A 24900-nucleotide genomic window follows, 5' to 3' on the forward strand; every position below is an offset into this window, starting at 1 on the left:
CTCTATCGGCGGCCGGGCCAGGTGGTGCGGGGGTCGAATCCGGTGGCCTTCTGGGCCTTCTCGTAGGAGCGCAGGGCGTCGATAGCCCTCTGGTCCAGCCGGGACGGCACCGCGATCTGCACGGTCACCCGCAGATCGCCGGGTGGTCGGCCGTGGTGGGGGACGCCGCGACCTTGTAACCGGAAGGTGCGCCCGGACGGGGTGCCCGCGGGGATCTTCACGCTGACCCGCCCGTCGAGGGTGGGCACCGAGATCGTGGTGCCGAGGGCGAGTTCGGCGAAGCCGACCGGGACGGTGACCGTGAGATCGTCGCCGTCGCGGCCGAAGACCGGGTCCGGGTCCACCTCGACGGTGACGTACAGATCCCCCGACGGGGCGCCGCGCAGCCCGGGTTCGCCGTGCGCGGGCAGCCGGATGCGTTGGCCGTCGGTCACTCCGGGCGGGATGCGGACGTTGATGGTGCGGGTGCGGTGCCCGACCCCGGTGCCCTGGCAGTCCGGGCAGGGGGAGTCGACGATCACGCCGGTGCCGCGGCAGTCGTCGCAGGATTCGCTGAACCCGAAGCCGCCCTGATTGTGGGTGAGGGTTCCGGCGCCGCCGCACGCGGGGCACCGCCGTGGCTGGGTTCCGGGCCGGGCACCGCTGCCGTGGCAGCTGGTGCATACCGTGGGTCCGCTGACCTGCAGTGGCAGCACCACCCCGGTGACGGCCTGCCGGAGCGGGAGCCGGGTCTGCGCCTCGACGTCGCTGCCTCGCCGCGGGCGAAACGTGGTGGTGTGGGTGCTGCTGCGGCGGAACAGATCCCCGAACAGGTCACCGAACCCGGCCTCGCCGGAGGTGAACGCGGAACCCCCACTGCCGAAGAGGTCGGACAGGTCGAATCCGCCCATTCCGCCGGCCGGCCCGCCGCCGCCGGCGCCGGAGCGGGTGCCGGCCCGCCGGAACGCCCCGGACCGGTACAGCTGCCGGGTCCGGTCGTACTCGGCGCGGCTGGCCGGGTCCGAGAGCACCGTGTGCGCCTCGCTGACCGCCTTGAACCGCTCTCCGGCCGCCTGGTCGTGCGGGTTGGCGTCCGGGTGCAGTTGCCGGGCCAGCTTGCGGTAGGCCCGTTTGATGTCCTCCGCCGACGCCGTCGACGGCACCCCCAAGTCGGCGTAGAAGTCCCGTTCGATCCACTCCTGCTGCGTCACAGCGCAACTCCTCCCTCCCTCATCCGTGGTGCATCACTGCCGACCGCCGACGCGGGCAGGCCACCTCACCCGCAGCGGTAGGGGTTCGGGTCCGGACCCCGGTTCTCGGGCCCGGCGTCGGAATCCCCATCCACCCCGGTCTCCGACCAAGGGTCGGTGCCCGCTGGCAGGTTCGGGACGACCGGCGGGGCCGAACCAATCTCCGCCGATGGTGGATCCGGGTCGGCCAGCGGATCAGGGTCGGCCGAACCGGGGTCCGGCGAGGCATCGGACGGGCTCGTCCCGGGTGCCTGCTCGGGTTCTGGTGGATCGTCGGGGTCGTTGTTCTCGTACTGGTCGCGGTCGATCACGGTGACCAACGCGGTCCGCAGCACCTTGTGTGCACCGACGGTGTAGCCTCGGCGCAGCACGGTGTCGACCACCAGGTCGGTGCCGTGGCCTTCGTGGCTGGCGGCCTCGTGCAGGGTGGGATCGAAGCGGTCCCCGGGTTCGCCGAACGCGGCCACCCCCATCCGGGTCAGGATGGTCCGGATCTTGCGGTACAGGCTGTGCAGGGGCTCGCGGGCGGTGTCGCCGTGCTCGCGGGCCCAGTCCAGGTCGTCGAGAACACCGAGGAACGCGGTGGCGACCGTCGCTTTCGCGTTCTCGGCGACCGCGGCCCGGTCCCGCTCGACCCGGCGTCGGTAGTTGGCGTACTCGGCCTGCAGCCGTTGCAGATCCGCGGTCAGTTCCGCCACCCGGTCGGGGTCGGTCTGCCGGGACTCCGGCCGCGGCGCACCCGGTCCCCGCGGCGCGGTACCCGCCTTCTCGCCCAGCGTCGGTTTCGTCCCTCGGTCCGTGCGCGCGGGCCGGGATTCGGGAGTGTCCTCGCGGACCCGGCCGGTGACCGGGTCGATCCGGCGCCGGTCGGTGATCGCGATCGGCTCGCGCGGCGGTTGCCGCCCGTTGCCCCGGCCGCGACCGGCCTGCTCGGATCGTTGCTGCTCGCCGTGTGGTGTGTTCATCGGTGTCCCTCCCGGGGTTCGTCCACCACCTCGGCGTCGACGACCTCGTCGTCGGCGCCCTGCCCGTTCCCCGACGCACCCGCGCCGGCGGCCGCACCAGCACCGCCGCCGTCACCCCTGCCCGTCCCGCCTTCCGAGGCGGCCTGGGCGGCGTAGATGGCCTGGCCGAGGGCCTGGGACTCGGTGCCCAGGTTCTCCACTGCCGTCTTGATGGCGGTGATGTCGGTGCCGGCCAACGCGTCCTGGACGTGTTTGATCGCGGACCGGACCTTCTCTTTGACGTCGCCGGGTACCTTGTCGTCGTTGTCCTTGATGACTTTCTCGGTCTGGTACACCAGCGACTCGGCCTGGTTGCGGGTCTCGGCCTCCTCCCGGCGGCGGCTGTCCTCGGCGGCGTGCGCCTCGGCGTCGCGGATCATCCGGTCGATGTCCTCCTTGGACAGTGCCGACCCTTCCTGGATCCGGATCGTGTTCTCCTTGCCGGTGCCCTTGTCCTTGGCGGTGACGTGCACGATGCCGTTGGCGTCGATGTCGAAGGTGACCTCGATCTGCGGCACCCCCCGTGGGGCCGGGGCGATCCCGGTCAGTTCGAAGCTGCCGAGCAGCTTGTTGTGCGAGGCGATTTCGCGCTCACCTTGATACACCTGGATCTGCACCGAGGGCTGGTTGTCGTCCGCGGTGGTGAAGGTCTCGGACCGCTTGGTCGGGATGGTGGTGTTGCGTTCGATCAGCTTGGTCATCACGCCACCCTTGGTCTCGATGCCGAGGGACAGCGGGGTGACGTCGAGGAGCAGCACGTCCTTGACCTCACCGCCCAGGACACCGGCCTGCAGGGCGGCGCCGACGGCGACGACCTCGTCCGGGTTGACGCCCTTGTTCGGTTCCTTCCCGCCGGTCAGCTCGCGCACCAGATTCGTCACCGCGGGCATCCGGGTGGAACCACCGACGAGCACCACGTGATCGATGTCCTTGACCGAAATCTTCGCGTCCGTGATCACCGATTGGAACGGAGCACGGGTGCGGTCCAGCAGATCGGCGGTGATCTTCTCGAACTCGCTGCGCGAGAGCTGCTCGTCGAGGAACAGCGGGTTCTTGTCCGCGTCGACGGTGATGTAGGGCAGGTTGATCGACGTGCTCTGCGAGGAGCTCAGTTCGATCTTCGCCTTCTCCGCGGCCTCCCGCAGACGCTGCATCGCCATCTTGTCCTTGGTCAAATCGAATCCGCTGCTCGCCCTGAACTTCTCGGCCAGCCACGTCACGATCCGGTCGTCCCAGTCGTCGCCACCGAGGTGGTTGTCGCCGGACGTGGCGCGGACTTCGACGACGCCCTCGCCGATTTCCAGCAGCGAGACGTCGAAGGTGCCGCCACCGAGGTCGAAGACCAGGATGGTCTGTTCCTTCTCGCCCTTGTCCAGGCCGTAGGCCAGGGCGGCCGCGGTGGGCTCGTTGATGATCCGCAGGACGTTGAGGCCGGCGATCTGGCCGGCTTCCTTGGTGGCCTGACGTTGGGCGTCGTTGAAGTAGGCGGGGACGGTGATCACCGCGTCGGTGATGTCCTCACCCAGATACGATTCCGCGTCCCGCTTGAGTTTCATCAGCACCCGGGCACTGATCTCCTGCGCGCTGTAGTTCTTGTCGTCGATCGACACATGCCAGTCGGTGCCGATTTCCCGTTTCACCGACCGCACCGTCCGGTCGACGTTCGTCACGGCCTGGTTTTTGGCGGGCTGGCCGACCAGCACCTCCCCGCCGCGGGTGAACGCCACCACCGACGGGGTGGTGCGCGAGCCCCCGGAGTTGGCGACCACCACCGGGTCGCCGCCCTCGAGCACGCACACCACCGAGTTGGTGGTGCCCAGGTCGATTCCCACCGCCCGTGCCATGACGTTCCCTCCTCACACCCCGGGCACGCCGTCGGCGCACCCGCCGAAACCCTTCCGTTGACAGTTCAATTTTCTCTCCGTACAACAATGCGGGTCAAGAAAATATGCCGCAAACACAGCATGTTTTCTCTATAGGCCCGGGGAGCCGGTGTGACGGCGCCGTGTCAGGCGGTCACGCCGGTGTGGGAGTGGAAGGCGGTGCGGATGAGGAACTCGTCGATCGGGGCGCCGGTGGCCTCGGGCCATTCGAACTGCGGCAGGTGCCCGCAGCCAGGCAGGGCCACCACCGCACCTGCGGGGCGGTGGTCGTGAGCCGGCGGTGGCCGTCGGCCGCCCCGGATCCGGGTCTCCCCGCTGACCGTGCCGAACCGGGTGCACACCACCCACCGGCCGAGGCCGACGACGTCGAACATTACGCTCACCTGCCGATAGGCCAGCACACCGTCGCGCATCCGCTCGGGCAGCGCCGCCGCCAGGGCGCCGCCCAGATCGTCGTGACTGCCGGGCCGGGTCAGTGGTGCCTGCGTCACCGCACCGGGTCATCTCCTCCCATTCGGTGGGGCTGACTGTCCTAGATGCAACACCGTCGCCGACAAAAACCTTTCCGATCCGGCCAGATTTTCTCTGGCAATCGTGTGAGGTCGATGACATAATGGAAGCCACTCCGGCAGGCTTCGGGCGGTCGGTACCCGCTACATGTGGTCGTAGGTGGTGAGGATGACGGACGAAACACTCGTGGCGCTGAAGAACTACGAATACCTGATCCTCGAGCACGGCTGCGAGAACGTCAGTCTGGTCTGGCACACCGACTCGGTGGTCTTCGGCGACGACGGCTGCGCGGACATCGACATGCTCGCCCAGCCGGGATTCACCCCGGCCACCGAATGCTTCGCCAACCGCCGCGACTGACCCCCGAGTGATATGTGGGGTGTGACACTTCTTGTAGACAGTCGTTACCAGGAAGGAACCGCAGGACGAGATGTCTACGAATCGCAGGAAGTTCACCGACGAGTTCAAGGCTGACGCGGTCCAGCTGGTGGTGCAGGGTGGCCGGCCGATCGCTCAGGTCGCCCGGGAACTGGAGATCAACGAGAGCTCGCTGGGCTACTGGGTGAAGGCATACCGGCAGGCGCACCCGGACCCGCAGACCGCGCCGCCGGCGCCGGAGGCGCTGCGGATCGCGCGGCTGGAAGCGGAAAACCGCAGGTTGGCCGAGGAGAACGCCTTCTTGAAAAAAGCCGCGGCTTATGTGGGTGATCGGTGTCAAGCGCCGGTGTCGTCGAGTCGCTGAAGGAGTCCGTCGAAGACCTTCTGTCGGCCGATCTGGCCTTTCTCGGCGGCGTCGTCTCGCTGTTTGGCGAGCGTGGGGCGGAACTCGATGGTGGTGACGAAGAACGTGCAGGATTCGCAGATCGATTCGAAGTGGCAATCCAACTCGACGGGCCGGGCGCAGTAGCCGTTGCCGAGCATCCGGCGGTGGGCCTCGGCGCGGAGCTTGCGCATCTCGGTAGGCTCGTCTTCGGCGGGTAGGACCGCGGGCTGGTGTTTGTCGTAGAGGGCTTCGACTTTCTCGGTGACGGCGAAGTATTGGTCGGCGACGGTGCGGTCGGCGATCTTGGCGTAAACCATCGTCATCGTCATGGTTTTATGTCCGAGCAATGCGGCGATCGCCTCGAGGCTCATGCCCCGGTTGAGGGCCTGGGTGGCGAGAGTATGGCGAAGTTGGTGGGGGTGCACGTGTCCGATTCCCGCTGCGGCAGCGGCGGATTGGACAGCCTTGTCGACGCGGGTGCCCGGGATCGGCCGGCCGCGGTCGGTAAACAGCAGCGGGCTGTCCTGCCAGTCCGGGCGGTGCGTGAGCCAGGCGTCGATCATCGTTTTCAGTTGTGGGTGCAGCGGGACGTAGCGGTCGTTGTGGAGCTTGCCGATCGGGATCCGCAGCCAGTAGGCCGAGCCGATCTGGACCACCGAGTCGACGGTCAGGCCCAGGAGTTCGCCCTTGCGCATGCCCGTGCGCGAGAGCATCTCGATGCAGAGACGATCGAACTCGTCGGGCAGGTTGCGGGCCGCGGTGAGGAACTTCGCGGCGGCGCCGTCGTCGAGGAACCTCGGCAGCGGCTTGTCCTTGATCGGCCGGTCCGACGAGTAGACCGGCGCCCGGGCCGGGATGTCGGGATAGTCCCATTCGATGATGCGCTGGTAGAACGCGCTCAGGTGGCCCATCCGCATCCCGATGGTGGTCTTGGACAGACTCGTGGTCTTGCGGTATCCCGGACGGGCCGCCAGCCATGTCTTGTAGGCCTCGACGTGCGTGCGGTCGATATCGGCGACGCAGGTGATGTCGGTGGTGGTGGCCAGATGTCCGGCGAACTGACGCAGCGTGGTCTCGATGCAGCCGACCGACGAGGCGCGCAGGCTGATCCCGATCTGGTCGAGGTAGCGGCGCATGGTGGCGGCCATGACGGGCGCTGCGTCCTCGACGCGGTCCCAGCCGATTTCCGGGACCGAGCGGGCGGCCCACTGTTTGCGTGGATGCGGGGCGGGGCCTTGGCCGCGGTGGAACATGACGGCGTCGAGGCCGAAGAGTGGTGCGTTCAACGACTTTGGCGAGTGTCCCAGGTTGTTTACGACTGCGTCGACGAGCTGCTGGCGGCCGGTGAGATACCGCGCCGAGGAGATCGAGTCCGGGCCTGAGCCGGTGATCACGCAGATCTGGGCGAGCCGGTGCCACATCCTGTCGGCCTCAGGTGCGCAGAAACCGAGGCTGGTCGCCTGGGCACGAAACATCGTGGCGGCGGCGGGCTCACGGGCTCCCAGGTAGGTGCCCCAGCGCGAGGCCGATCGCACGACGTAGGGGGCATCGACCGCCGACTGTTCGAAGACGGCGGCGAAGGCGGCGAACGCTCGGGCAATGGCGGGGGCCGCCATCCGTGTGGCCACCGGCCGGGCGTGCCAGGTGCTCAGATCCCCGAAGTGGTCTTCGAATCCCAGCACTGCCCGCAGCCTGGTGCGGCGGGAATCCACGCTGACGGCCGTGTCGATATATGTGGCCGCGGCAGCCCACTGATGGCTCGCGGAACCTGTTGTGGTGGACCTCATTTCACGTCCTCTTCGGTGTCGCCGATGCCGTCGAGGATGGCCATCGCCTTGGAGTACTCGCCGATGAGCCAGTCGTTGGCCAGGTGCAGGTAGATACGGGTGGACTCGATCGAGGCGTGGCCGGCTTGGGCTTGAATCGCCTCGAGCGCCATTCCCGACTCGCGCAGGCGGGTGAAGCAGGTGTGCCGCAGCTCGTGGCAGGTCGCGTGCGGTAGGCCGGCGCGGATGCGGGCGCCGGAGAGGATCTCGTCGAGGCCCGCGGCGGTGAGCGGGTTGCCACGCCGTGGACGTTTCAACACCACGAAGACGTGGTCGGTGGCGGCGCCGGGCGGGCGTTCGCCGTCGAGGTAGCCGCCTAGGGCGGTGAAGAACGCCGAGGTCACAGGCACGATGCGTTCGTGCCCGCCTTTGCCGGCGGAGACGAACACACGCCGTTCGCCGGGGCGGACATCGGGCATCCGCAGGCCGAGGACCTCGCATCGGCGCAGGCCGCCGAACAGCATCAGCAGGACCATGGCCCGGTCGCGCTCGGACCGCAGCGCCCCGAGCAGGGCGTTGGCCTCGGCCGGGTCGAGTATGCGTGGCAGGCGTCGCGGCGCTCTGATCAGCGGGTCACGCATCTGCGAGCGCACCGCCCGGGTGGTCAAACCTCGTGGGACGGGGCTGTTGTCGACGAGCCCGCGTTCGCCGAGGTAGGAGAACAGTCCGCTGACTGAAGCGAGGCGGCGCTTGATCGTCGACGCCGCGAGACCGGATTCGCCGTCGGCGAGGCGGACGACGTTCTCGTTGCGGGGCATGCGTTGGGGCTTGGATGAACGCGAACACGTCGCTGGTGCTCACCTGGGTCGGGGTCTTGCCGACGATGGTGAAGAAGACTTTCAGGTCGAAGGTCTGCGCCAGCAGGGTGTTGTGGCGGGCTCGCGCCGCGACGAACCGCAGGTACTCGTCGACGAGCGGGTCGCCCAGGCGCGGGATCTCGCCAGGATCGTGCACGAGGTGGGGGGTGAAACCGTTCATGACGGGCCTCCTGAACCGAGCCGGGTTCCAACTCGATCAGCTTGACAGTCGAGCTGTCAGATCACCCGCATATCATGGCCTTCTTCGCGAAGGAGCAGCGGTGAACGAGAAGTTCACGCTGATGCACGCGGAGAAGGCCAACTACGGCATCGAGTTCATGGCGGGCCTGCTGGGGGTGAGCCGCGCCGGGTATTACTCGTGGGCCACGCGCCGGGGAACGCTCTCGCCGGCCGCGGCCCGGCGGGCGCGCCTGGCCGCGCTGATCAAGACGATCCACGACGACTCCCATCAGACCAGCGGATTCCGGCGGGTGCTCGCAGAGCTGCGCCGCCGAGGAGTCGCCGCATCGGAGGGACTGGTGCGCAAGATCATGCGCGACCTCGGGATCTTCGGTGTCCAGCCGCGCTTGCGCAAGCGCACCACGATCCCTGCCGATGATGCCGACGCCCGCCCGGACCTGATCGGCCGGGACTTCACCGCCGACGCACCGGGCACCCGCCTGGTCGGCGACATCACCTATCTGCGCACCGGGGAAGGGTGGCTGTACCTGGCGACGGTGATCGACCTGTTCAACCGGGAGGTGGTGGGCTGGTCGATGGCCGACCACATGCGCACCGAGCTGATCGGCGACGCCCTGACGATGGCGCACGCGCACGGGCGTCTCGAGCCGCGGGCGGTGTTCCATTCGGACCGCGGGAGCCAGTACACGTCCGACGAGTACTCAATGCTCGCAAAGGATTTCGACGTGAGATTGTCGGTCGGACGCACCGGTCAATGTTGGGACAACGCCGTCGCCGAGTCCTTCTTCGGCATGCTCAAGAATGAGATGTACTACCGGGAGAGTTTCGCGACCCGGGTGCGGGCGAGGTTCAAGGTGATGCAGTACATCGAGGTGTTCTACAACCGACAGCGGCTCCACTCCACCCTCGGCTACCGCACCCCCGCGGAAGCCCGAGCCGACCACAACGCTCAGATCGCTACCGCAGCCTGAAATCCACAAACAGACCGTCTACGAACCTTGACACAGCCCAATGCCCGGTCGTCATCGGGTGCCCCGGTCGTCAAGGGCTGCCGGTGTCGGCGGCGGCGGTGAGGCTGCCGATCGTGGTCACGGTGCGTCCACCGTACGGATCGACCCAGCACGGGTGGCCGCCGCGGATCCGGGGCACCCATACGGCCGCGTGATCGCGGCAGGGCCATTGCACCCGCAGCTGCCGCAGCAGCGCCGCCTGCACGGTGTTGGCCACCCATATCGTCGCCTCGACCGCCGGTAGCCGCGGGGCCAGGCCGCGCCCGAGAACGAAACGGCCCGACCCGATCTCGCCGATCCCGCCGGCATCACCGCCGGGTGCGGTGATGCCGGGTGGGGCCGGATCCCAGGCCAGCCGAACCCCGTCGGGATCAATCGCGAGTTCCCAGCACACCCCGTCCCACCGCACCGGCCCGCCGCGGCAACAGCACCGCAGATCCTCCGCCACCGCCACCAGGGCCGCCGCCCAGCCCGGTGGCGCACCGGCACGCGCCGGCGCACCCTCGACCACCGGGAACCGCCACACCCGGCCGCCGAGCGAGTGCCCACCCACCTGAGGCATCCCCCCATTTTTCCCGGTCACCGCCCGTTCCGGCCAGCGCCGCCTGACATCGTGCTCCGGCCAGATGGCGGCGATCGCGAGCCACCCCGGCCGTCCGAGCCCGCGCCGCCCGCCCGCATTTCCACCGATAGGGCGGTGGTGGGCGGTTTCGGATTCCGGGATCTCGGGTACCAATCATGGTGCAGGAGAACCGCCCCCGGGCGGTCCACACTCACCCGGGGGATGAACAACACACAAGCGGTAGGTGGGAGGTGTCGCGGCATGACTGCACCTGCGAATCGCAGCGGTGGAGAGTCGGGCCGGTGGGACCCGGTCGCCGAGCTCACCGACATCGCACGGCGGATCAGTCCCTTGCGGGACTCGATGCCGGCCGCCGCGTTCGGTGACAGGAGACCTGGCGGCCGCTGGCGGAGGTGTCCGAGACCGAGGACGGCTACGTGGTGGAGGTGGAGGTGCCCGGCGTCGCCCGCGAGGACCTCGACATCACCCTGTCGGCCAACGAACTCGAGATCAGCGGGAGTTCGTGGAGAAGAAGAAGGTCGGGTGGTTGCGGACCCGCAGCCGCACCCGCCGCACCGGCAGCTTCGAATTCCGCACTCTGCTGGCCCGCGACGTCGATGCCGACAAGATCACCGCGCACTGGCCAAGGGTTTTCTCACCGGCACCATCCCGAAGACCGCGAGCGCCCGATCGCGGCGCATCGAGGTCACCACCGACTGACCCTCCGCGCCGTTTCCGACGCGCACCCGTGCCCCGGGAACGGTGGCACCACCCGATCGGAACACGAAGGGGGAACTTGGCACATGGGTTCTGCTGGACAGGATCGCGTTACCCGGCGCCATGATTCGGTGCAACGCTGCGGTGATGCGGCGATGATGTGGGGTGGGTTGTCGGTCGTTCTGTTCTGGGCGTTCGGGCTGGGGGTGGTTCTTGGTGCGGTCGCCGTCGTCGCCGGCGTCACGGCCCTGTGGGGCCGGCCGTCCGGCGGTGCCGATCCCACGGCCCGCGACGCGCTGGCCGGGATCGCCGCCGGGGCGGTCGGCATCGCCCTGGGACTGCTGTTCCTCTGGGCGCTGATCTCGCCGACACCTCCGGCGACCCTGCCCTGACCACCACCCCCTCTCGGCGTGCGCATGGACTCCTGGGCGTGGACCGGCCGACGTGCGAGCAGCACCTCGAGACCGAGACAAGAACAAACAAGAAGATCAAGGAGAGCACAGAAAGGACACTGGTGATGGACGACACCGAATTCCTGTCACGGGTCCGCGAATACGGAGAATACGACAGCTTGCGGGAGGCCACCCGGGTGACGATGGTGGTGCTGAGAAGGCTCGGGGCGCGGCTGTCCCCCGGGAAGGTGCGGGCCCTGGCCGCGCAACTTCCGCCCCTGGCACGTGACGCGCTCGGGCCGGTCCAGGACGGACGGGCCGCACCCGACTACGGGGTCGAGGAGTTCCGGCGCCGGATCGCCCAAGCCCTCGACGCCCACCCCACCACCGCCGAATGGGACACCAGCGCGGTGCTGGCCACGGTGGCCCAGGCGGTCGACGACGACTGCCTGCGCACCGTACTGGGGTCGCTGCCCGAGGGGTTCGCGCCACTGTTCGGCCGCCCCGAAATGGTGTGACCCCCCGGGGAACCGGATCACAGCCTCAGGCTCGCCCGGGTGACATCGTCACCCGGCAAAGTTCCCCTGTTCCTGTCACAAGGCGGGCGGCCGCGCCGAGGACGACCGTGCCCGTGGGGTGGGTGAGCTGGACTGGGTGAGCCGGGTTCCGAGCCAGTCGCGCCGGTCGATCCGGGAGGTGACGTGCAGCCCGGCGAGGTCGGCGGCCTCGGTCACCTCCGCCGGGGCCATGTGATCGGGGTGGGCCGGTTTCGGTGTCATCAACCACACGAAACCGGTGCCGGACAACACCGTGCGGGCGGTGATCAGCTCGTCGGCGAGGTCACCGTCGCCGCTGCGCCACCACAGCAACACCACGTCGACCCTGTCGCCGAAGGTGTCATCGACCAATTCGTCCCCGAGGATGTCCTCGATGCGTCGACGCAGGTCCTCGTCGACATCGTCGTCCCATCCCAGTTCCTGCACTATCGTCTCCTCGGTCAGGCACAGGCCGGTGGACTGACCGCCGGCGTGCCCCGCCGTCGAGATCGCCCAACTCCTTCGTCTCGATGGGGTCGGCTCCCGGCGCGCTTGCCGGGGTCGTGGTTGTCCCGGTGGGCTAGGTGGCCCACCAACCGGAGTGAGCGCCCTATCGGTCACCGTCGGTTGGTGGGCCCCACCGACCGAATCGCGGTGTGTCGGAACGAACTCGGGCGGCAGTGCCCGTAGAGTATCCGCCGACCCGATCACCGAAACCTGCGAGATGCGGATTCGGGGAACAGGTGGCTGAGCGCATATCCTGACACGGTGCTTCCGGGGTTCAGGGCGAGAAGAGTGCGCCCCATTCGGTTCGGGCCGCGCGGGCTGCGGCCGGGTCGGGCAGCTCGTTTCCGCTGGCGAGCGCGACCAGGGTCTCGGCGAGGGCGAAGACGGACACGCCGTGGCGGCGGGCGGCGCTCACCAGTTCGTCGAAAGCGTCCGCGGTCCCGATCCGGCGGATCCCGATCAGCACCCCCTCTGCGGTGTCGAGGGCGCGGGTACGCGTGCTGCGGGGATGGGTGGTGGTGTGACCGTGCAATGCCGCCATTTCAGGACACCTCCGTCGAAGTCTGGGGGTGGGTGTGTGGGGGTGGTGCCCGATTGGAGCCGATCCCAAACCTCACCCTGCCCCGTCCACGGGCGGATCTGGGCGGCGGGCCCGTACCGTTTATCGCACTGACCAGTGTCGACGGGGTAGTTTCGAGCTCACCGCGGACGGGTAAGTGTGTCGCGGTGGAGGAAGTGGTCACGATGAAGCGCGGCGCCGGCGCCGGCGACACCCCCGACGTCCAGGCCTACGTGTTCGCGGTCGCGCGGGCACTGAACGCCGAAACGATCCGCCGATGGGACGCGGTCACCTTCGACGCCGTGGTCGTGCTGTCGAAACAGTTCCGGTACTACAGCGGACGCCACATCCTGATCGCCTGGAACCCTCGCTTCGGGTGGTCTCTGGGAATCGAGGGTCAGCGCACCGATCGGGTCCTGATCATCGGCGGGCTCGGGATCGGCCGCCGCCCGCCACCGGAGGCCATCGCCGACCGCACCGACGAGCTCATCGCGGACCTGCTACACCTCGAATACCGGGCCCGGGACGCCTTCCCGGTCCCCACTCTCGTCCACCGGCTCGACAGCGGCCCCAGTCCCACCAATCGCACCGAACGCGGATCGTCCGGTGGGTGAGGGAACGTTCGCTCGCCGGTGGCGCGGACCGGAAACTCGCCGGTGGCGCGGACCGGAAACTCGCCGGTGGCGCGGACCGGAAAGAAGAGGAGGCTGGAGACATGACCACCATTCCGCCGCCTCCCGGCCGTGAGGCGGCGCTGGCGCTGCTGCGCGCCGTGGCCGCCCGTGCCGCCCGCGACGAGTGCGCGGGCATCCTGATCGCGTGGGAACGATCCGGGACCACCGCCGACCACGACGAGTTGGTCCTCGAACGCGCCACCCGCGACCTCGACCGGACGGCGGGTGCCGGTGACCGTGCCGCGGCCCGGGTGCGGGCGGTGGTGGACGGCGCCGCGCACCGGCGCTCCGACCCCGAGTGGCCGTAGCACCACACGCCCCTGGGTTGTGAATCCGGTTACGTGGTGCCGGTTCCCCCGGTGCCGGTGTCTCGGGTGTCGGCGCCGGTCAGGTCCGCCGGTGTCAGCGAGCCGGTGGTGATGTGCTGGGCGAGGGCGCGGAGCGGGGTGTGGTGGGTGCGGGCGTGGTGTTCGAGCAGCGTCCGCGCCGCGGCGGGGGTGATGCGCAGGGTGCCGGCGGTGAGTCCGACCGCGTGGTCGACGTGCATACGGTCGTGGATCAGGCCCAGGGTGCGTTCGGTGAGTTTGGCCCGGCGGTGGGCGGCGTCGTCGCGGACCAGGGCCATCACGGCCGAGGCCGCGAGTACCGCAGGCAGTCGCCGGTCGTAGTCGGTGAACTCGCGGACGGCGGGGTAGAGCACGTTGAGTCCTCCGATGGGGTGGCCGTCGAGGAGCATCGGGATCGCCAGTACCGCACGGTAGCCCAGGGTGGTGGCGACGTCGGTGAAGTCGGGCCAGCGGCGGTGGGATTCGGGCGCGGACAGGTCCGGGACCTCGACCGGGGTGCCGGCGGCGACGGCGTCCAGGCACGGACCGTGCTCGCCCTGGGTTTGCAGCAGTTCCACGATCCGGGCGCGTTCGTCGGACGCGGCGACGACGGCGACGCCGCCCCGGGGTCGACGACCATGATGCCGGCGGCGGCGGCGCCGAGCAGATCCGCGGCAGCCGCGGTGATGTCGGCGAGGGCGGCGGCCGGGTCGGTCACGGTGTCGGCGAGGTGCGCCGTGATCGCGGACAGCACCTCGACCACGTGGGCCTGGGTGTCCGGGATGTCCTCGATCATGGCGTGATCTCCTTCTCCCCGCGGCGGGGCGGTCATTCGTTGAGCTCGTCGACGTCGATCCGGTCGGCCAGGATGTCCCCGGCCAGGTCGAGGATCGGGCGACCCAGCCGGAACGCGTGGGCGCGCAGCCGCAGGAACGCCTCGTCGAGGCTGATCGCCAGGCGGGCGGCGAGTATTCCGGTGGCCACGTTCACGTCCTGGTAGGAGCCGGTGTCCCGGATCCAGTCGACGCCGGTCCGCTCGGCGTGCTCGGCCTGCTCGACCAGGGCCAGGGTGATCAGGTCGACCAGCACCGTGGCATCGGCGACGGCGCGGGCCGCCAACCCGCCGGCCCGCCGCCGGTAGAACGTCATCGTGCCGAGCCGGATGGCGCCGATCCGCAGCGCGAACGCGAACACCGCCGCCGCCCCCACCGCGTGGGCGGTGTCGGCGAATCCGGGCCACCGCTCTTCGTGGCGGCTCAGATCGTCGACCAGGATGGGGCTGCCGTCCTCGAACGCCTGCACCCCGGGGCCCTCGCCGAGGGTGTACTGCTGCTCGTCGAGCCGACCGGCCCACTCGTCGCTGGCGCCGAGCAGGTCCTGCGCCCGACCCCTCGCGCGGAGGGTGAGCGCCGCGGCGTCGACACCGGCCAGTTCGCTCACGCACAACCGGCACACCTGCTGCGCCCAGCCGTGTTGTCCGGGCGTGCCCGCCTCGTCGGCGATCGCACGCCACAACGACTGCCGTCGCCGTTCCTCCACGACCACCCTCACCACCTCGACCGCTCTCACCTCACCCTAATCCGATCCCCCGGCCGTAGCGCCGACGGGCGCACCGGGAATCGCACGGCGAAGTGAGGTCGTGCGCCCGTCCCCGATGAGGAAGAACCGACATGACTGTGCACAATCTGACCACCCGCACCGGGAGCATCGTGCTGCTGGGCGCCTTCACCGATCCCGCCGACCGGGACCGCTGGTCCACCATCACCGCATGGGCCCGCGGGCACGACGTCGAACCGGTCCACACCTGCAGTGAGGACGCCCTGGTCGCCATCGCCACCGATGATGTCCTCGACGGGCTGTGCACCCCGGACGAGGCGCAGACCCTGCAGGAAGTACGCCGCCGCGGGATCCCCTGCGTCGGCCTCGACGACGCCGCCCGGGAACTGTCCTGCCTGCACCCGCCCACCCGATAGCGGCCCACACGGCCGTCACCTCGTCACCCGTTGTCACCGTGCCTGTCCGGGTCGGTCACAGGTTGTAGTCGAGGAGATCGTCGAGCCAGAGCAGGGCATCGAGCAGCATCCGGACCCGTTCCGGCGGTGCGGGGACGACGGCCGGGCCGCTGGTCTGCGGTGCCCACGGCGGCGGGGCATGGTCCTGGGCCAGTGCGGCGAGTACCCGGATTCGGAGGCCGCGGGCATCGTCGGACAGCGACGTCGGCTGGGACCACAGCTCCGCCGCGGTGAGCACCTCGAACGCGAACGCCTCCCCGTCCTCGTCCCCGTCGACTCCGACCCGTTCGCGCAGCAGAAACCCGAGCTGGGTGAGCAGCCAGAGCATCACCGGGTGGAACAGCGGGGCGCAGGGGCCGTGCGGGCAGGCCACCGCACACGTCTGCTCGATCACCGCCGGCACGTCCCGGTCGCCGACCGCCCGCAGCAGCCGACCCGCGATCCGGGATTGCGGGGTGGTGGCGTGGGCGTGGTCTGCGGTCACGGCCGTGCGGTGCCCGACCCCCGGCGCGGACCCAAGGTCGCAGCGCGGGTCCACCCGGGCATGCGGAGCGCGGCGACGAGGGTGCCGACAATCCCCACCCCGCCCGGTGGGGACAGGGCGGGCGGTGCCGGGATGGGCCGGTTCAGGTCGAACGCGAAAGCGTCCGGGAACAACCACATGAGGAAACCTTCCCAACTGTGTTCGGACGGTGAACAGGACCAGGCGAGGGGACATCCGGGCCCGTCCTGCGCCGGCTTGGTGGCGCTGGGTCGGGCGGTTGCGCGGGCTCGCTGTTGAACCCGCGGAACCTGAAAGCGGCACCGGCCCGGCCCGCTGCCGCTCCTGACTTCGAGGATGCCCGCCGGGTCCGCCGACAAACACCGCGCGTGTTCCGGTATCCCAACGATTCTCAGAAGGACGGGCGTCCTCGGGCACGGTCAGCGGAACCGGGGCGGCGGTGTGCCCGGGGGTGCGGTGGTGTGCTGGAAATGGTGCTGCAGTGCGCGCGATGCGGCGAGCCCGGTGACGATCACCAGGATCAGCAGGGCGATGTCGGTCATCGGAGGGTCCTCTCACGGGGTCGAAAAGGGTAGGCGTCGTGGTCACGCCCGTGCGGGCGAGGGTCGGCGCTCGCACGGCGGCCGCGGCGGCGGTGACGGGTCCGGTCGGCCTCGGTCATGCCACCCCAGATCCCGTAGGGCTCACCGGCGGTGAGCGCGTGATCGCGGCAGTCGGTGCGCACCGGGCACTGCGCGCACAACTGTCGCGCCTGCTGTTCGCGGTGGACGCGAGCGGAGCTGCGTTCGCCGTCGGGGGAGAAGAACATCGCGGTGCCGGCGCCGTGGCAGGACCCGTGGCGTTGCCAGTGCCAGTCGGCGGGGCGGGGCGGGGTGTGACGGTGCGGGGAGGTCATGGATCCTTTCGGGGTGCTCGGGGTGCTCGGGGTGCTCGGGGTGCTCGGGGTGCTCGGGGTGCACCGGCCGACCCATGCGGCGGAGGTCGAAACGTGGTGTGCGAGGCGACCCCTCGACGCAACGCACACCACGGCATCGGTCGAGGCCCCGCGTCGGGACAACGGACGGATCGCAGTGAGAGGCCAGCGTGCGACGGAGATGCGAGATCGGCCGACAATGTGACAGACGATGTTGCCGGATCGCCGATCCCTGGGCTCGAGTTCGGCGGGCATGGGACGACATCGCGGACGCGAAGGGAAGGTCCACACTGTTCGGGGCCTGTTCCGCGTCGCTCGTCACCGGGGTCCGGGGCGACGAGGTCGACCTCTCTCGTCACCGGGGTCCGGGGTAACGAGAGACGTGCTCCACATGATAACGACACGCTGGTCGGTTTCTCCAGCCCGACCCCGTATTCGGTCCCGGTGACCCCGGCGGGCCTCGTTGAATCCGTGCCGGTGGGGTATCTCGGGGACGAGAAGTGACGGACGATCTCGGCTTCGGTGCTGCCGTGTAGAGATGGGTGGGCAGACCGGGGAGGAGGTGGTGGTCGTGTATGAACCGGCGGCGTATGTGGCAGCCCTGAGCCGGATTCTGCAGATGCTCGAGGAGCCGTCGTCGATCGGGGCGATCGTCTCCGAGCTGACCGAATCGGTGCGGTCGGTGTTCGGTCTGGCCGGGGCGGCGGTGCTTCTACCCGATGATGGGGAGTTGACTGTGGCGGCGGCCTCGGCGTCCGTGCAGGGACTCGAACGCGCCCAGCAACGCTCCCAGCGCGGCCCGGCCTGTGAGGCGCAGCGCCGGGGTGCGGTGGTGGCGGTGGCGGACCTGACGCAGGTGCGGGGGCGGTGGCCCGAATTCGTCGCCGCCGCTCAGCGGATGGGGATGGTCCCACCGCGGCGGTGCCGTTGCGGTGGGACCGGCAGACGATCGGATGTGTGGATCTGCATTCGGCCATCCCACGCCCGTGGTGCCCCGGCGATCTGGCCGCGGCCACGGTCCTGGCCCGGGTGGTCGCCGGGCATCTGGCGACCGATGCCACCCTGCGCAAGCGGCAACAGTTGACCGAGCAACTCGAGAACGCGCTGGCCTCCCGGGTGGTGATCGAGCAGGCCAAGGGCATCATCGCCGCCGAGGGCGCCGTCACCGTCGACGAGGCGTTCGACCGATTACGCCGCCATGCCCGCCGGCACCGCACCAGCGTGCACGAGGTCGCGGCGGCGGTGGTCGAGGGCCACCTGCACCTGACGCCCGCGTCGCCGCCCCGGGCGCCTGACTGACCCCATCGCCCACCGGTGGATCTCGGTGGGCATGGTCCGGCCCCGGCGTCGAGGGGTTACGTCGGGGCCGAAAATTCCTCGAACCCAGGACTCGATGGAGGGATTACTGATATTTCGGTAATAGGGCGTGTCGATACACGTGATTCGCGCCGCGCTGCTTGATCATTGACGAGTGGCAGGAAAGAAGACCAACTCCGGCGAGAAGTCCGACACCCGGAAAGTCAAGCAGTCCGGTACTCGTCGAGATTTCGACGCATTGCGTGACCGACGCATGCGAGCCGCGGAGATGTTCGCCGCGGGCCGGCGGCAGATCGATGTCGCGGTCGAGTTGGAGATATCCCAGCAGACCGCGTCCCGTTGGCACAGGAAGTGGACAGCCGGAGGTCGCGAGGCACTCGAAGGCGCAGGTCGGGCGGGACGCCGGCCGCGTCTCGACGACGCCCAGATCGAGGTGATCCGAGAGGAATTACTCAAGGGACCCCAAGCGAATGGCTTCGCCACCGGGGTGTGGACACTGGGCCGGGTCGCGATCGTGATCGAGCGGCTCACCGGCGTGACCTACGGGCCTACCCAGACGTGGACGATCCTGCGGACCCGGCTGGGCTGGAGCCGCCAGCGACCCGCACGGCGGGCCGTCGAACGCGACGAGGACGCCATCGTCACCTGGCGGGAGAACGAGTGGCCGCGGATAAAAAAATAGCGCGGCGCCGAGGTGCATGGATCTGCTTCCAGGACGAAAGCGGCGTGTCGCTGCTGCCTGTGGTCCGAGCAACCTGGGCGCCGAAAGGCGTCACACCTGTTCTGCATCACCGATTTTCCTGGAAGCGCATGTCCATGGCCGCAGTCCTGGCCTATCGGCCCGACCGCAGCGAGAGCGCGTTCGTGTTCTCCATGACCGACGGCTCGTACAACACCGACAAGCTCATCGAGTTCCTCATCGAACTGCGTGCCCACTTCGCCGGGGAGCAGGTCATCGTGATCTGGGACGGACTGATGGCCCACCGGTCTGCGGCAATGAAGGCATGGCTGGCGACCCAACGCGACTGGCTCCACGTCGAACGGCTGCCTGCGTATGCACCCGAACTCAACCCGATCGAACAGGTCTGGGGCAACATGAAATCCACCGAACTGGCGAACCTGTGCCCCGATACCCTCGACGAGGTCCGTGTGGCGACCGAGTCCGGACTGACCCGGATCGGCTCAAGCTACGACCTGTGTCATGGCTTCCTCGATCACGCTGGGCTTTCCTTGTGATCTGAGCTCACTCAATTACCGAAAGATCATTAGTCGAGGAACTCCGTCGAGAATACGCCGCACCGGCGGCGGTGAACAGCAATAACCTGCCCCCGGTCAGTGGTGGTCACCGGTGGCGTGCTGCCGGGACGGCCCGTCCCGCAGTCGCGTTCGCTGCCCGGCGGCCGGACGCCGCCGGCGCCCGGGCCGGCCGGTCTCCGGTTCTGCTGCCGCGTCATCGGCGGGCTCGTGGACGGGTTCGGCGGAGGTGGTACCGGGGCCCTGTTCGGCACGGAGTTGGGCGTTGTCCGCTTCCAGGCGGCGGTTGTCGCGTTCGAGGTCGCCGGTGCGGGTCTCGAGGTCGAGGACCCGGCCGATGCCGACGAGGTTGACGCCGGCGTCGATGAGTTCGGCGATGCGTTTGAGCCGGGCCAGGTCGTAGTCGCTGTAGCGGCGGGTGCCGCCGGCGGTGCGGCCGGGGGTGATCAGCCCGTAGTCCTCGTACAGTCGCAGCGCCGCAACCCCGAACCCGGACAGCTCGGCGGCCACCGAGATGCCGTAAACACCACGCACCGACGGCGATTCGAGATCCCGACGGCCGGATTCTTCGGACATTTTTTCGCTCCGATCGGGAATTTTCTCGCACAGTCCCTTGTCATAGTCTACGACAGATGCTATAACGAACCTACAGCATCTGCTGGAAGTTTACCTGATGGGATGAAAGGATTTCTGGAGGTAGGTGGACATGATGTTGATGCGCACGGATCCGTTCCGTGATCTCGACCGTCTGACGCAGCAGATCCTCGGTACCGCGGCCCGTCCGGCGGTGATGCCGATGGACGCCTGGCGGGAAGAGGACCGGTTCGTGGTGGAGTTCGATCTGCCCGGGGTGAAGGCCGACTCGCTGGATCTGGATGTCGAGAAGAACACTCTGACGGTGCGCGCCGAACGGGCCGCGCTGGACGAGAGCCAGGAAATGGTCGCCGCCGAGCGGCCGCGCGGGGTGTTCAGCCGGCAGTTGTTCCTGGGGGAGAATCTCGACGCGGACAAGATCGAGGCGAACTACGACGCCGGGGTGCTGCGGTTGACGATCCCGGTCGCGGAGAAGGCCAAGCCCCGCAAGATCGAGATCACCAGCAATGGTCATTCCGAGCAGAAGGCCGTCAACGCCTGAGACGAGGTGAACGAGGTTCGGGAGGGGGTGAGCAGAAGATGACCTTGGCGAACAGGGTCGCAGCGGTGAACGCCACCGACACAGAAGAGCGCACCGAACGCGAGGTGATGTGGCCGTGGCACGAACTCGAATACGCACAGCTCGTGGCCGATTCGGACCGCATCCTCGCCGACGCGCTGACGCCGCAGGCCGTGGCCCTGCTCCACCGGGTGGCCACCGCACCGGCCGGCCCGCCGCGCCCATCCCCTCTCACACCGCCGGGGTGGACGGTGACGGCCCCGCCGACTCCCGGAATCCGGGCCACGCAGCGCTCCCCTCCGAGACCGAGAAATAGCCCACATCCGATCTGTTCACAGTCGAGCACAGTTGGTCGTCGAGCACGAAAGGGGTGATGAACCAGACGAGTGCATCCGCTGACCGGGTTCGCCCGCCGCCGCTGTCACCTGTCATTGCCTTCCCGTGCGGCGCGGCGAACCCCGCTTTCGGGCACGCCGCCCGGCACCGCCGATCCACCGAGTGAAAACTGACGGCGCCGACCGCCCATCCGACAACCCCGGTGATGGTGTCGGATTCGACCGGGGCGCACCGCCATTGACTGGCAGACGGCAGCCATCGGCCGTGCCGGGCGGGCAGTGTCCACCAGCGCGCAATGCAGCCAAGAAGAACGGGGGCGGGCCTTTCCATGGGCCGGGGCCCGCCCCGCCTTGGTGGTTCCGGCATCCCGAGCCCGGGACCACCTTTCTCGTGCACCCGGCACTCGAAGGGGACGAGGTGATGGCCACCGAGCAGGATCCGTATCGGGTGCTGGGACTGTCCTCTGCGGCGTCGCAGGCCGAGATCGCCAGCGCCTACCGGCAACTGCTGCGCCAGCACCACCCCGACACCCGCCCCGGTGACCAACCCGCCGATCCGGTGGCGGACGAGCATCTCCAGCACGTCCTGGCCGCGTACACTCTGCTGCGTGACCCGCAGGCCCGGGCCGCCCACGACCGGGCGGCAGCCGAGCGGGTGGCCGAACCCCCGGCCCGGCCCGGGCGAGCGCCGTGGTCCGCGGTCCCGCCGCGGATCCGCGTGATCGTCGTGGACGACACCCCGCCCGCGCGCCGCCCACCGGCGACCGGCCTGTGGATCGGACCGGTCCGACGTCATCGCTGAGGTCAGGTGATGCCGGCGACCTCCTGGGCGATGGCGGCCAGGCGGGACTGGGCGGCGGAGACCACCCCGTGCCGCCTCTTGTGGGTTTCCTCGTACGCCGCGACGGCACGGATCTCGGCGGGATCGGTCAGGTCCTTGACCGCGGCGACGGTGAGGTCGTCGTAGTCGCCGATCGGCAACTCACCGGGTTCGAGGACACCGGCGGTGGTGCTGGCGGAGTGGATTACCTCGGCCACCGCGGTGGCGCCTGCGCGACGGGTGATTTCTTCGGCGGTCTCGAGCGCGGCGTCGCGGGAGGCGGTCAGGGTTTTGACGGCGACGTCGCCGGCATGCGCGCCCCGGCCGAGCAGTGCCTCGAGGCGGGGGCGGGCGGCACGGGCGGTGTCGATGGCCCGGTCCAGACCCCGGGCGGACCAGGACACCGGGGTGTTGATCCACCGGACCCCGGTGCCGGCCACCGCATGCATCGGGGTGCGCCGCAACGCTGCGGGACCGCCGAGACCATCCTCGGCGAGCACAGTGGTCAGCCAGTCCACGGTGGCCGAATGCGCGGTGATCAGCCGGAACGCCAGCGCCTCGATCTCGGTGCGTTGGGTGGCGGCGGCGAGCGCCTTGAGGTACCGGGCCCGGTCGAGGAGCTGGTGTTCGAGCGTGAGGTCCCCGAGCAGGGCCTCGTCGAACGGCTGGGCCTGGTCGGTCACCGCCTTCATCGCCGCGGCCGCCTGCCCGACCTGCGGACTCGCGACGCACCGCGTCGTCGCGGGCCTGGGCGTCGCGGGCCTGGGCGGTGCGGGTCTCGGCGATCTGGGTCTCGGTGTTGTCAGCTCGTGGATCGCGCGCAGCTGCACCAGCAGGGTGACGGCGGTATTCGGGGTCGAAGCCGTCAGGGCATCACTCCGTCACAAAGGTTTTCGGTTCGGATCGGGATTTTCGGTGCGCGGTGCCCGCACGGGCACCGCTGGCAGGACTACCCCATCCGGGAAGCAGGAAACCGACCACAGGTCGTGTGCACACTGCATCGGCTCCCGAAACCGAACGGACCGACCTTGCTACAGTCGCGGGTTCGCGCATCCCGGGACAGATCTCGCCGCGCCGCCCCTCAACCCCAAGAGGGGCGAAAGTCAGGAAAGCGCAGCAACGTCCGAACGGCCTGCGCCTCGACCAGGGTGGTGTGAAATCCACTCGGCGGACCTGCTCTTCGGTCACGGTGTCCAGATCCACCCCGAGGAACCGTGCGACGGCGTATCGCACGTGCCTGTTCATTGGTTTTCCGCCGATTCTTCGATCGTTTCTCCTCCGGTACAACACCGGCGCGGGCGACGGTCTTCCACACCGTCCGGTCGGGAAGACAGGGAGGAGGCGGACCAGGTGCGGAGGTGTCCGGGGCGGCGAACCCGGTGCGACCATGGGATATGGCGCGGAACCGATGGCCCGGGATCGCCCCACCCGGAACCGGTGGCGTGGCGGTGCACGGCCGCCGGGTCCTCATCGCCCGGCCCGAGGTGGTGGTGCAGCTGACCGGCGTGACCACCTACCCGGCCGGGGTGTCACTGTCCCTGGTGCTGACGGCCACCGGCATCCCCGCCGAACTGGCCCGCCACGAGACCCGCCCGCTGACCGACCCCCACGACGAGTCCGCACACTGGTCGTATCTGTGGGTGCGGGTGCGGATGGACGATCAGTCCGGGGACGCCGACCCGTACGAACCGGCGTCGTGCGCGGCCCCCACCGGCCCGCCGGAGCAGTACCGCACCGCACCCCGCTACTGGATCCCCGGCTACCCGAGCACCGGGGAGATCACCCTGACCACCAGCTGGCACCAGATCGGCCTGCCCGCCTCCATCGACGTCCTCGACCTCGGGGTCAGCCCGTTCTCCACCGAAACCGGCTGACCACCGAGCCGGGGCTGAGCACCGAACACCACGGATGCGCAGCGGGTCGCCGAAATGGTGGATCTGCGGCTGCACATCGGACTACCTCCTACAGTGCTCTTTCGTCGCACGGGAGTCGCTCTCCCACCTGCTGGTGACACTGGGTCGTGCACGCGGGGCTGTCGCGGCGGCGCGCACCCCTGTCGCGGACACCGGTTTTGCCGGACACCGGCCCGGGGTACGTGGTCACTGGGGTTTCTCGGAGGTGGTGAGTGCGGTGCCCGATTCCTACGCCCACATCGTCGAGCGGCTGTGCGGCGAGTTCGACGGCCGGGTGCCGCTGCCGGTGGTCACGCAGATCGTGCGGCAGTGCCGGCGCGACGCGAATGGCTCCGACTCGCACTTCCCGGCCGATCCGACTCCGCGCGGACTCGAAGGCCTGGCGCGGCGACGACTTCTGGCCGCGGCGGGACATGGCGGGACAACCGGACGCGGAGACGAGACATCCTGAGGCATTCTCGATCGGTCGATGATCGATCGAGTCACCAGTGTCCGAGGTTTCCCTGCCACAGCGCCGAGATGACGTACAGGACGATGACCAGCGGATAGTACAGGTTGATCACCGTACTCACCTCCAGGACGGGGTGGACGGGCGGTTGTCGCCCTTGTCGGAAATCGGGTACCCGCTGGGCCGACGAGTACGCGCGCCCGTGTCCGCGAATGTGGTGATCGACCCGCAAGCAGGCGACCACCCCCGCTGGAGAGGGTGACCGGTAGCGGCGCAGCACGGCGGGTGCCACCACCCCTTCCGTGATCTTGCACATCAGCGGTAGATTTACTCATCTTGTCGTCGTAGAATATGTCCAGAATTTCGTTGGACATCCGGGAGTGCAACTCGCCGGGTTCGAGCGGAAAGGGTGAGCGCCGTGAACGATCCGTTGCACACCGTGCCCGAGGCCGATCGCCTCGAACAAGACCTGTCCGCCGATCCCGCCCTCGGTGCGGCCGGCCCCGCCGACTGGGAGGCAGACGCCACCTGGGATGCGCCGGAGGCCGACCGATTCGAGCAGACCCAACCGGTCAGCTCTGCCGAGGACCCGTGGCGTGCCGGGGGTCTCGAGACGGAATGGGATGTGCCCGAAGCCGACCGGCTCGAGCAGGCCACCACCGTCGCCTTCGACGACGAGGATCGAGACGAACCCGCCGGCGGGGCGGTGGGGTACGAGGTGGTGGAGGAATAGCTGT

31 protein-coding genes and 5 pseudogenes are annotated in these 24900 nt (G+C 69.2%); 18 read left to right on the forward strand and 18 right to left on the reverse strand.

Annotated features, from left to right (window positions below; translation table 11 throughout):
• Positions 1-2 precede the first annotated feature (2 nt).
• The 4 genes and pseudogenes from dnaJ to I1A62_RS46095 all read right to left on the reverse strand — a co-directional run bounded on the left by dnaJ (position 3) and on the right by I1A62_RS46095 (position 4607).
• Entirely contained in the window at positions 3-1190 is a 1188-nt protein-coding gene (dnaJ, locus tag I1A62_RS06715) for a molecular chaperone DnaJ (protein ID WP_219454929.1), read from the reverse strand.
• A 254-nt stretch (positions 1191-1444) separates the two neighbouring features.
• A pseudogene (gene grpE, locus I1A62_RS06720) lies at positions 1445-2194 on the reverse strand (nucleotide exchange factor GrpE); the annotation flags it as partial.
• Positions 2191-4077: a molecular chaperone DnaK gene (dnaK, locus tag I1A62_RS06725; protein ID WP_219454932.1), complete on the reverse strand. Its 1887-nt coding sequence runs from the start codon at positions 4075-4077 to the stop codon at positions 2191-2193. The gene dnaK and the pseudogene grpE, both read right to left, overlap by 4 nt.
• A 164-nt stretch (positions 4078-4241) precedes the next feature.
• Positions 4242-4607, reverse strand: a complete 366-nt coding sequence (locus I1A62_RS46095; protein ID WP_257890498.1) for a hypothetical protein — start codon at positions 4605-4607, stop codon at positions 4242-4244.
• 187 nt (positions 4608-4794) lie between these two features.
• On the opposite strand from I1A62_RS46095, the gene I1A62_RS06735 reads away from it, so the two are divergent.
• Together I1A62_RS06735 and I1A62_RS06740 are read left to right on the forward strand one after the other, a co-directional pair.
• Positions 4795-4986: a hypothetical protein gene (locus tag I1A62_RS06735; protein ID WP_124395460.1), complete on the forward strand. Its 192-nt coding sequence runs from the start codon at positions 4795-4797 to the stop codon at positions 4984-4986.
• 70 nt (positions 4987-5056) lie between these two features.
• A pseudogene (locus I1A62_RS06740) lies at positions 5057-5317 on the forward strand (transposase); the annotation flags it as partial.
• A gap of 23 nt (positions 5318-5340) precedes the next feature.
• Here the strand turns inward: I1A62_RS06740 and I1A62_RS06745 are convergent.
• Both I1A62_RS06745 and I1A62_RS06750 read right to left on the reverse strand, forming a co-directional pair.
• Entirely contained in the window at positions 5341-7176 is a 1836-nt protein-coding gene (locus I1A62_RS06745; RefSeq protein ID WP_219454933.1) for a tyrosine-type recombinase/integrase, read from the reverse strand.
• Positions 7173-8193, reverse strand: a pseudogene (locus I1A62_RS06750) (tyrosine-type recombinase/integrase). Before I1A62_RS06750 ends, I1A62_RS06745 begins: the two are co-directional and overlap by 4 nt.
• Before the next feature lie 76 nt (positions 8194-8269).
• On the opposite strand from I1A62_RS06750, the pseudogene I1A62_RS06755 reads away from it, so the two are divergent.
• Positions 8270-9184: pseudogene (locus I1A62_RS06755) on the forward strand (IS3 family transposase); the annotation flags it as partial.
• A 70-nt stretch (positions 9185-9254) separates the two neighbouring features.
• On the opposite strand, the gene I1A62_RS06760 reads toward I1A62_RS06755, so the two are convergent.
• Positions 9255-9785 (reverse strand): hypothetical protein, encoded by a 531-nt coding sequence (locus I1A62_RS06760; protein ID WP_257890499.1) that lies wholly within the window; start codon positions 9783-9785, stop codon positions 9255-9257.
• Between the two features lie 803 nt (positions 9786-10588).
• Between I1A62_RS06760 and I1A62_RS06770 the strand changes: the two genes are divergently transcribed.
• Together I1A62_RS06770 and I1A62_RS06775 are read left to right on the forward strand one after the other, a co-directional pair.
• Positions 10589-10894, forward strand: a complete 306-nt coding sequence (locus I1A62_RS06770) for a hypothetical protein (RefSeq protein ID WP_219454935.1) — start codon at positions 10589-10591, stop codon at positions 10892-10894.
• 125 nt (positions 10895-11019) lie between these two features.
• The gene (locus I1A62_RS06775; protein ID WP_219453728.1) at positions 11020-11412 is read left to right on the forward strand and encodes a DUF2267 domain-containing protein; all 393 of its coding nucleotides are present in this window, start codon (positions 11020-11022) and stop codon (positions 11410-11412) included.
• Positions 11413-11487: 75 nt separating this feature from the next.
• On the opposite strand, the gene I1A62_RS06780 is transcribed toward I1A62_RS06775, so the two are convergent.
• Together I1A62_RS06780 and I1A62_RS06785 are read right to left on the reverse strand one after the other, a co-directional pair.
• A complete protein-coding gene (locus tag I1A62_RS06780) occupies positions 11488-11940 on the reverse strand; it encodes a DUF3052 domain-containing protein (RefSeq protein ID WP_219455017.1) in 453 nt (150 codons plus the stop codon).
• 271 nt (positions 11941-12211) lie between these two features.
• Positions 12212-12478 (reverse strand): ANTAR domain-containing protein, encoded by a 267-nt coding sequence (locus I1A62_RS06785; RefSeq protein ID WP_219453727.1) that lies wholly within the window; start codon positions 12476-12478, stop codon positions 12212-12214.
• 185 nt (positions 12479-12663) lie between these two features.
• Between I1A62_RS06785 and I1A62_RS06790 the strand changes: the two genes are divergently transcribed.
• Together I1A62_RS06790 and I1A62_RS06795 are read left to right on the forward strand one after the other, a co-directional pair.
• A complete protein-coding gene (locus tag I1A62_RS06790; protein ID WP_257890500.1) occupies positions 12664-13110 on the forward strand; it encodes a DUF6292 family protein in 447 nt (148 codons plus the stop codon).
• Positions 13107-13478, forward strand: a complete 372-nt coding sequence (locus I1A62_RS06795; protein WP_219454936.1) for a hypothetical protein — start codon at positions 13107-13109, stop codon at positions 13476-13478. The genes I1A62_RS06790 and I1A62_RS06795 overlap by 4 nt, the downstream gene beginning before the upstream one ends.
• 29 nt (positions 13479-13507) lie before the next feature.
• Here the strand turns inward: I1A62_RS06795 and I1A62_RS06800 are convergent, their stop codons facing one another.
• The gene (locus tag I1A62_RS06800; protein ID WP_219454938.1) at positions 13508-14074 is read right to left on the reverse strand and encodes a GAF domain-containing protein; all 567 of its coding nucleotides are present in this window, start codon (positions 14072-14074) and stop codon (positions 13508-13510) included.
• Here I1A62_RS06800 and I1A62_RS06805 point away from each other — a divergent pair.
• Positions 14045-14299, forward strand: a complete 255-nt coding sequence (locus I1A62_RS06805; protein ID WP_219454941.1) for a hypothetical protein — start codon at positions 14045-14047, stop codon at positions 14297-14299. The genes I1A62_RS06800 and I1A62_RS06805 overlap by 30 nt on opposite strands.
• 25 nt (positions 14300-14324) lie before the next feature.
• Here I1A62_RS06805 and I1A62_RS06810 read toward each other — a convergent pair whose 3' ends face one another.
• Positions 14325-15041, reverse strand: a complete 717-nt coding sequence (locus tag I1A62_RS06810; RefSeq protein WP_219454942.1) for an ANTAR domain-containing protein — start codon at positions 15039-15041, stop codon at positions 14325-14327.
• A gap of 125 nt (positions 15042-15166) precedes the next feature.
• Here I1A62_RS06810 and I1A62_RS06815 point away from each other — a divergent pair, with 125 nt between their 5' ends.
• A complete protein-coding gene (locus I1A62_RS06815; RefSeq protein WP_219454944.1) occupies positions 15167-15469 on the forward strand; it encodes a hypothetical protein in 303 nt (100 codons plus the stop codon).
• A gap of 55 nt (positions 15470-15524) precedes the next feature.
• On the opposite strand, the gene I1A62_RS06820 is transcribed toward I1A62_RS06815, so the two are convergent.
• From I1A62_RS06820 to I1A62_RS06830, 4 genes are all read right to left on the reverse strand, one after another.
• The gene (locus tag I1A62_RS06820) at positions 15525-15992 is read right to left on the reverse strand and encodes a hypothetical protein (RefSeq protein WP_219454946.1); all 468 of its coding nucleotides are present in this window, start codon (positions 15990-15992) and stop codon (positions 15525-15527) included.
• Positions 15989-16171 (reverse strand): hypothetical protein, encoded by a 183-nt coding sequence (locus I1A62_RS46100; protein WP_257890501.1) that lies wholly within the window; start codon positions 16169-16171, stop codon positions 15989-15991. Before I1A62_RS46100 ends, I1A62_RS06820 begins: the two co-directional genes overlap by 4 nt.
• A gap of 258 nt (positions 16172-16429) precedes the next feature.
• A complete protein-coding gene (locus I1A62_RS46105; RefSeq protein WP_257890502.1) occupies positions 16430-16552 on the reverse strand; it encodes a hypothetical protein in 123 nt (40 codons plus the stop codon).
• Positions 16549-16905 (reverse strand): WhiB family transcriptional regulator, encoded by a 357-nt coding sequence (locus I1A62_RS06830; protein ID WP_219453712.1) that lies wholly within the window; start codon positions 16903-16905, stop codon positions 16549-16551. The genes I1A62_RS46105 and I1A62_RS06830 overlap by 4 nt, the downstream gene beginning before the upstream one ends.
• A 939-nt stretch (positions 16906-17844) precedes the next feature.
• On the opposite strand from I1A62_RS06830, the gene I1A62_RS06835 reads away from it, so the two are divergent.
• From I1A62_RS06835 to I1A62_RS06845, 3 genes are all read left to right on the forward strand, one after another.
• Positions 17845-18222 (forward strand): ANTAR domain-containing protein, encoded by a 378-nt coding sequence (locus I1A62_RS06835; protein WP_374710702.1) that lies wholly within the window; start codon positions 17845-17847, stop codon positions 18220-18222.
• 172 nt (positions 18223-18394) lie between these two features.
• Positions 18395-18922: a winged helix-turn-helix domain-containing protein gene (locus I1A62_RS06840; RefSeq protein ID WP_257890503.1), complete on the forward strand. Its 528-nt coding sequence runs from the start codon at positions 18395-18397 to the stop codon at positions 18920-18922.
• Positions 18901-19476 (forward strand): IS630 family transposase, encoded by a 576-nt coding sequence (locus I1A62_RS06845; RefSeq protein WP_257890504.1) that lies wholly within the window; start codon positions 18901-18903, stop codon positions 19474-19476. Before I1A62_RS06840 ends, I1A62_RS06845 begins: the two co-directional genes overlap by 22 nt.
• A 96-nt stretch (positions 19477-19572) precedes the next feature.
• Here I1A62_RS06845 and I1A62_RS06850 read toward each other — a convergent pair whose 3' ends face one another.
• Complete coding sequence (locus I1A62_RS06850; protein WP_219454948.1) at positions 19573-20070, reverse strand: MerR family transcriptional regulator; 498 nt, start codon at positions 20068-20070, stop codon at positions 19573-19575.
• 133 nt (positions 20071-20203) lie between these two features.
• On the opposite strand from I1A62_RS06850, the gene I1A62_RS06855 reads away from it, so the two are divergent.
• From I1A62_RS06855 to I1A62_RS06860, 3 genes are all read left to right on the forward strand, one after another.
• On the forward strand, positions 20204-20629 hold the full coding sequence (locus tag I1A62_RS06855; RefSeq protein WP_124395499.1) for an Hsp20/alpha crystallin family protein: 426 nt from the start codon (positions 20204-20206) through the stop codon (positions 20627-20629).
• 38 nt (positions 20630-20667) lie between these two features.
• Positions 20668-21021 (forward strand): hypothetical protein, encoded by a 354-nt coding sequence (locus tag I1A62_RS46110; RefSeq protein WP_257890505.1) that lies wholly within the window; start codon positions 20668-20670, stop codon positions 21019-21021.
• Between the two features lie 382 nt (positions 21022-21403).
• Positions 21404-21784: a J domain-containing protein gene (locus I1A62_RS06860; RefSeq protein ID WP_219454949.1), complete on the forward strand. Its 381-nt coding sequence runs from the start codon at positions 21404-21406 to the stop codon at positions 21782-21784.
• Between the two features lie 2 nt (positions 21785-21786).
• On the opposite strand, the pseudogene I1A62_RS06865 reads toward I1A62_RS06860, so the two are convergent.
• Positions 21787-22671, reverse strand: a pseudogene (locus tag I1A62_RS06865) (ferritin-like domain-containing protein).
• Positions 22672-23196: 525 nt separating this feature from the next.
• Between I1A62_RS06865 and I1A62_RS06870 the strand changes: the two are divergent.
• Positions 23197-23676 carry a hypothetical protein gene (locus tag I1A62_RS06870; RefSeq protein WP_219454951.1) on the forward strand — a complete coding sequence of 160 codons (480 nt, stop codon included), beginning with the start codon at positions 23197-23199 and terminating at the stop codon, positions 23674-23676.
• Between the two features lie 256 nt (positions 23677-23932).
• Positions 23933-24166 carry a hypothetical protein gene (locus I1A62_RS06875; protein ID WP_257890506.1) on the forward strand — a complete coding sequence of 78 codons (234 nt, stop codon included), beginning with the start codon at positions 23933-23935 and terminating at the stop codon, positions 24164-24166.
• Positions 24167-24197: 31 nt separating this feature from the next.
• Here I1A62_RS06875 and I1A62_RS06880 read toward each other — a convergent pair whose 3' ends face one another.
• Positions 24198-24479: a hypothetical protein gene (locus I1A62_RS06880; protein ID WP_219454953.1), complete on the reverse strand. Its 282-nt coding sequence runs from the start codon at positions 24477-24479 to the stop codon at positions 24198-24200.
• A gap of 102 nt (positions 24480-24581) precedes the next feature.
• On the opposite strand from I1A62_RS06880, the gene I1A62_RS06885 reads away from it, so the two are divergent.
• Entirely contained in the window at positions 24582-24896 is a 315-nt protein-coding gene (locus I1A62_RS06885) for a hypothetical protein (protein ID WP_016881798.1), read from the forward strand.
• Positions 24897-24900: the final 4 nt, after the last annotated feature.

Source organism: Rhodococcus sp. USK10, from assembly GCF_019378875.1.
GTDB lineage: Bacteria > Actinomycetota > Actinomycetes > Mycobacteriales > Mycobacteriaceae > Rhodococcus_F > Rhodococcus_F pseudokoreensis.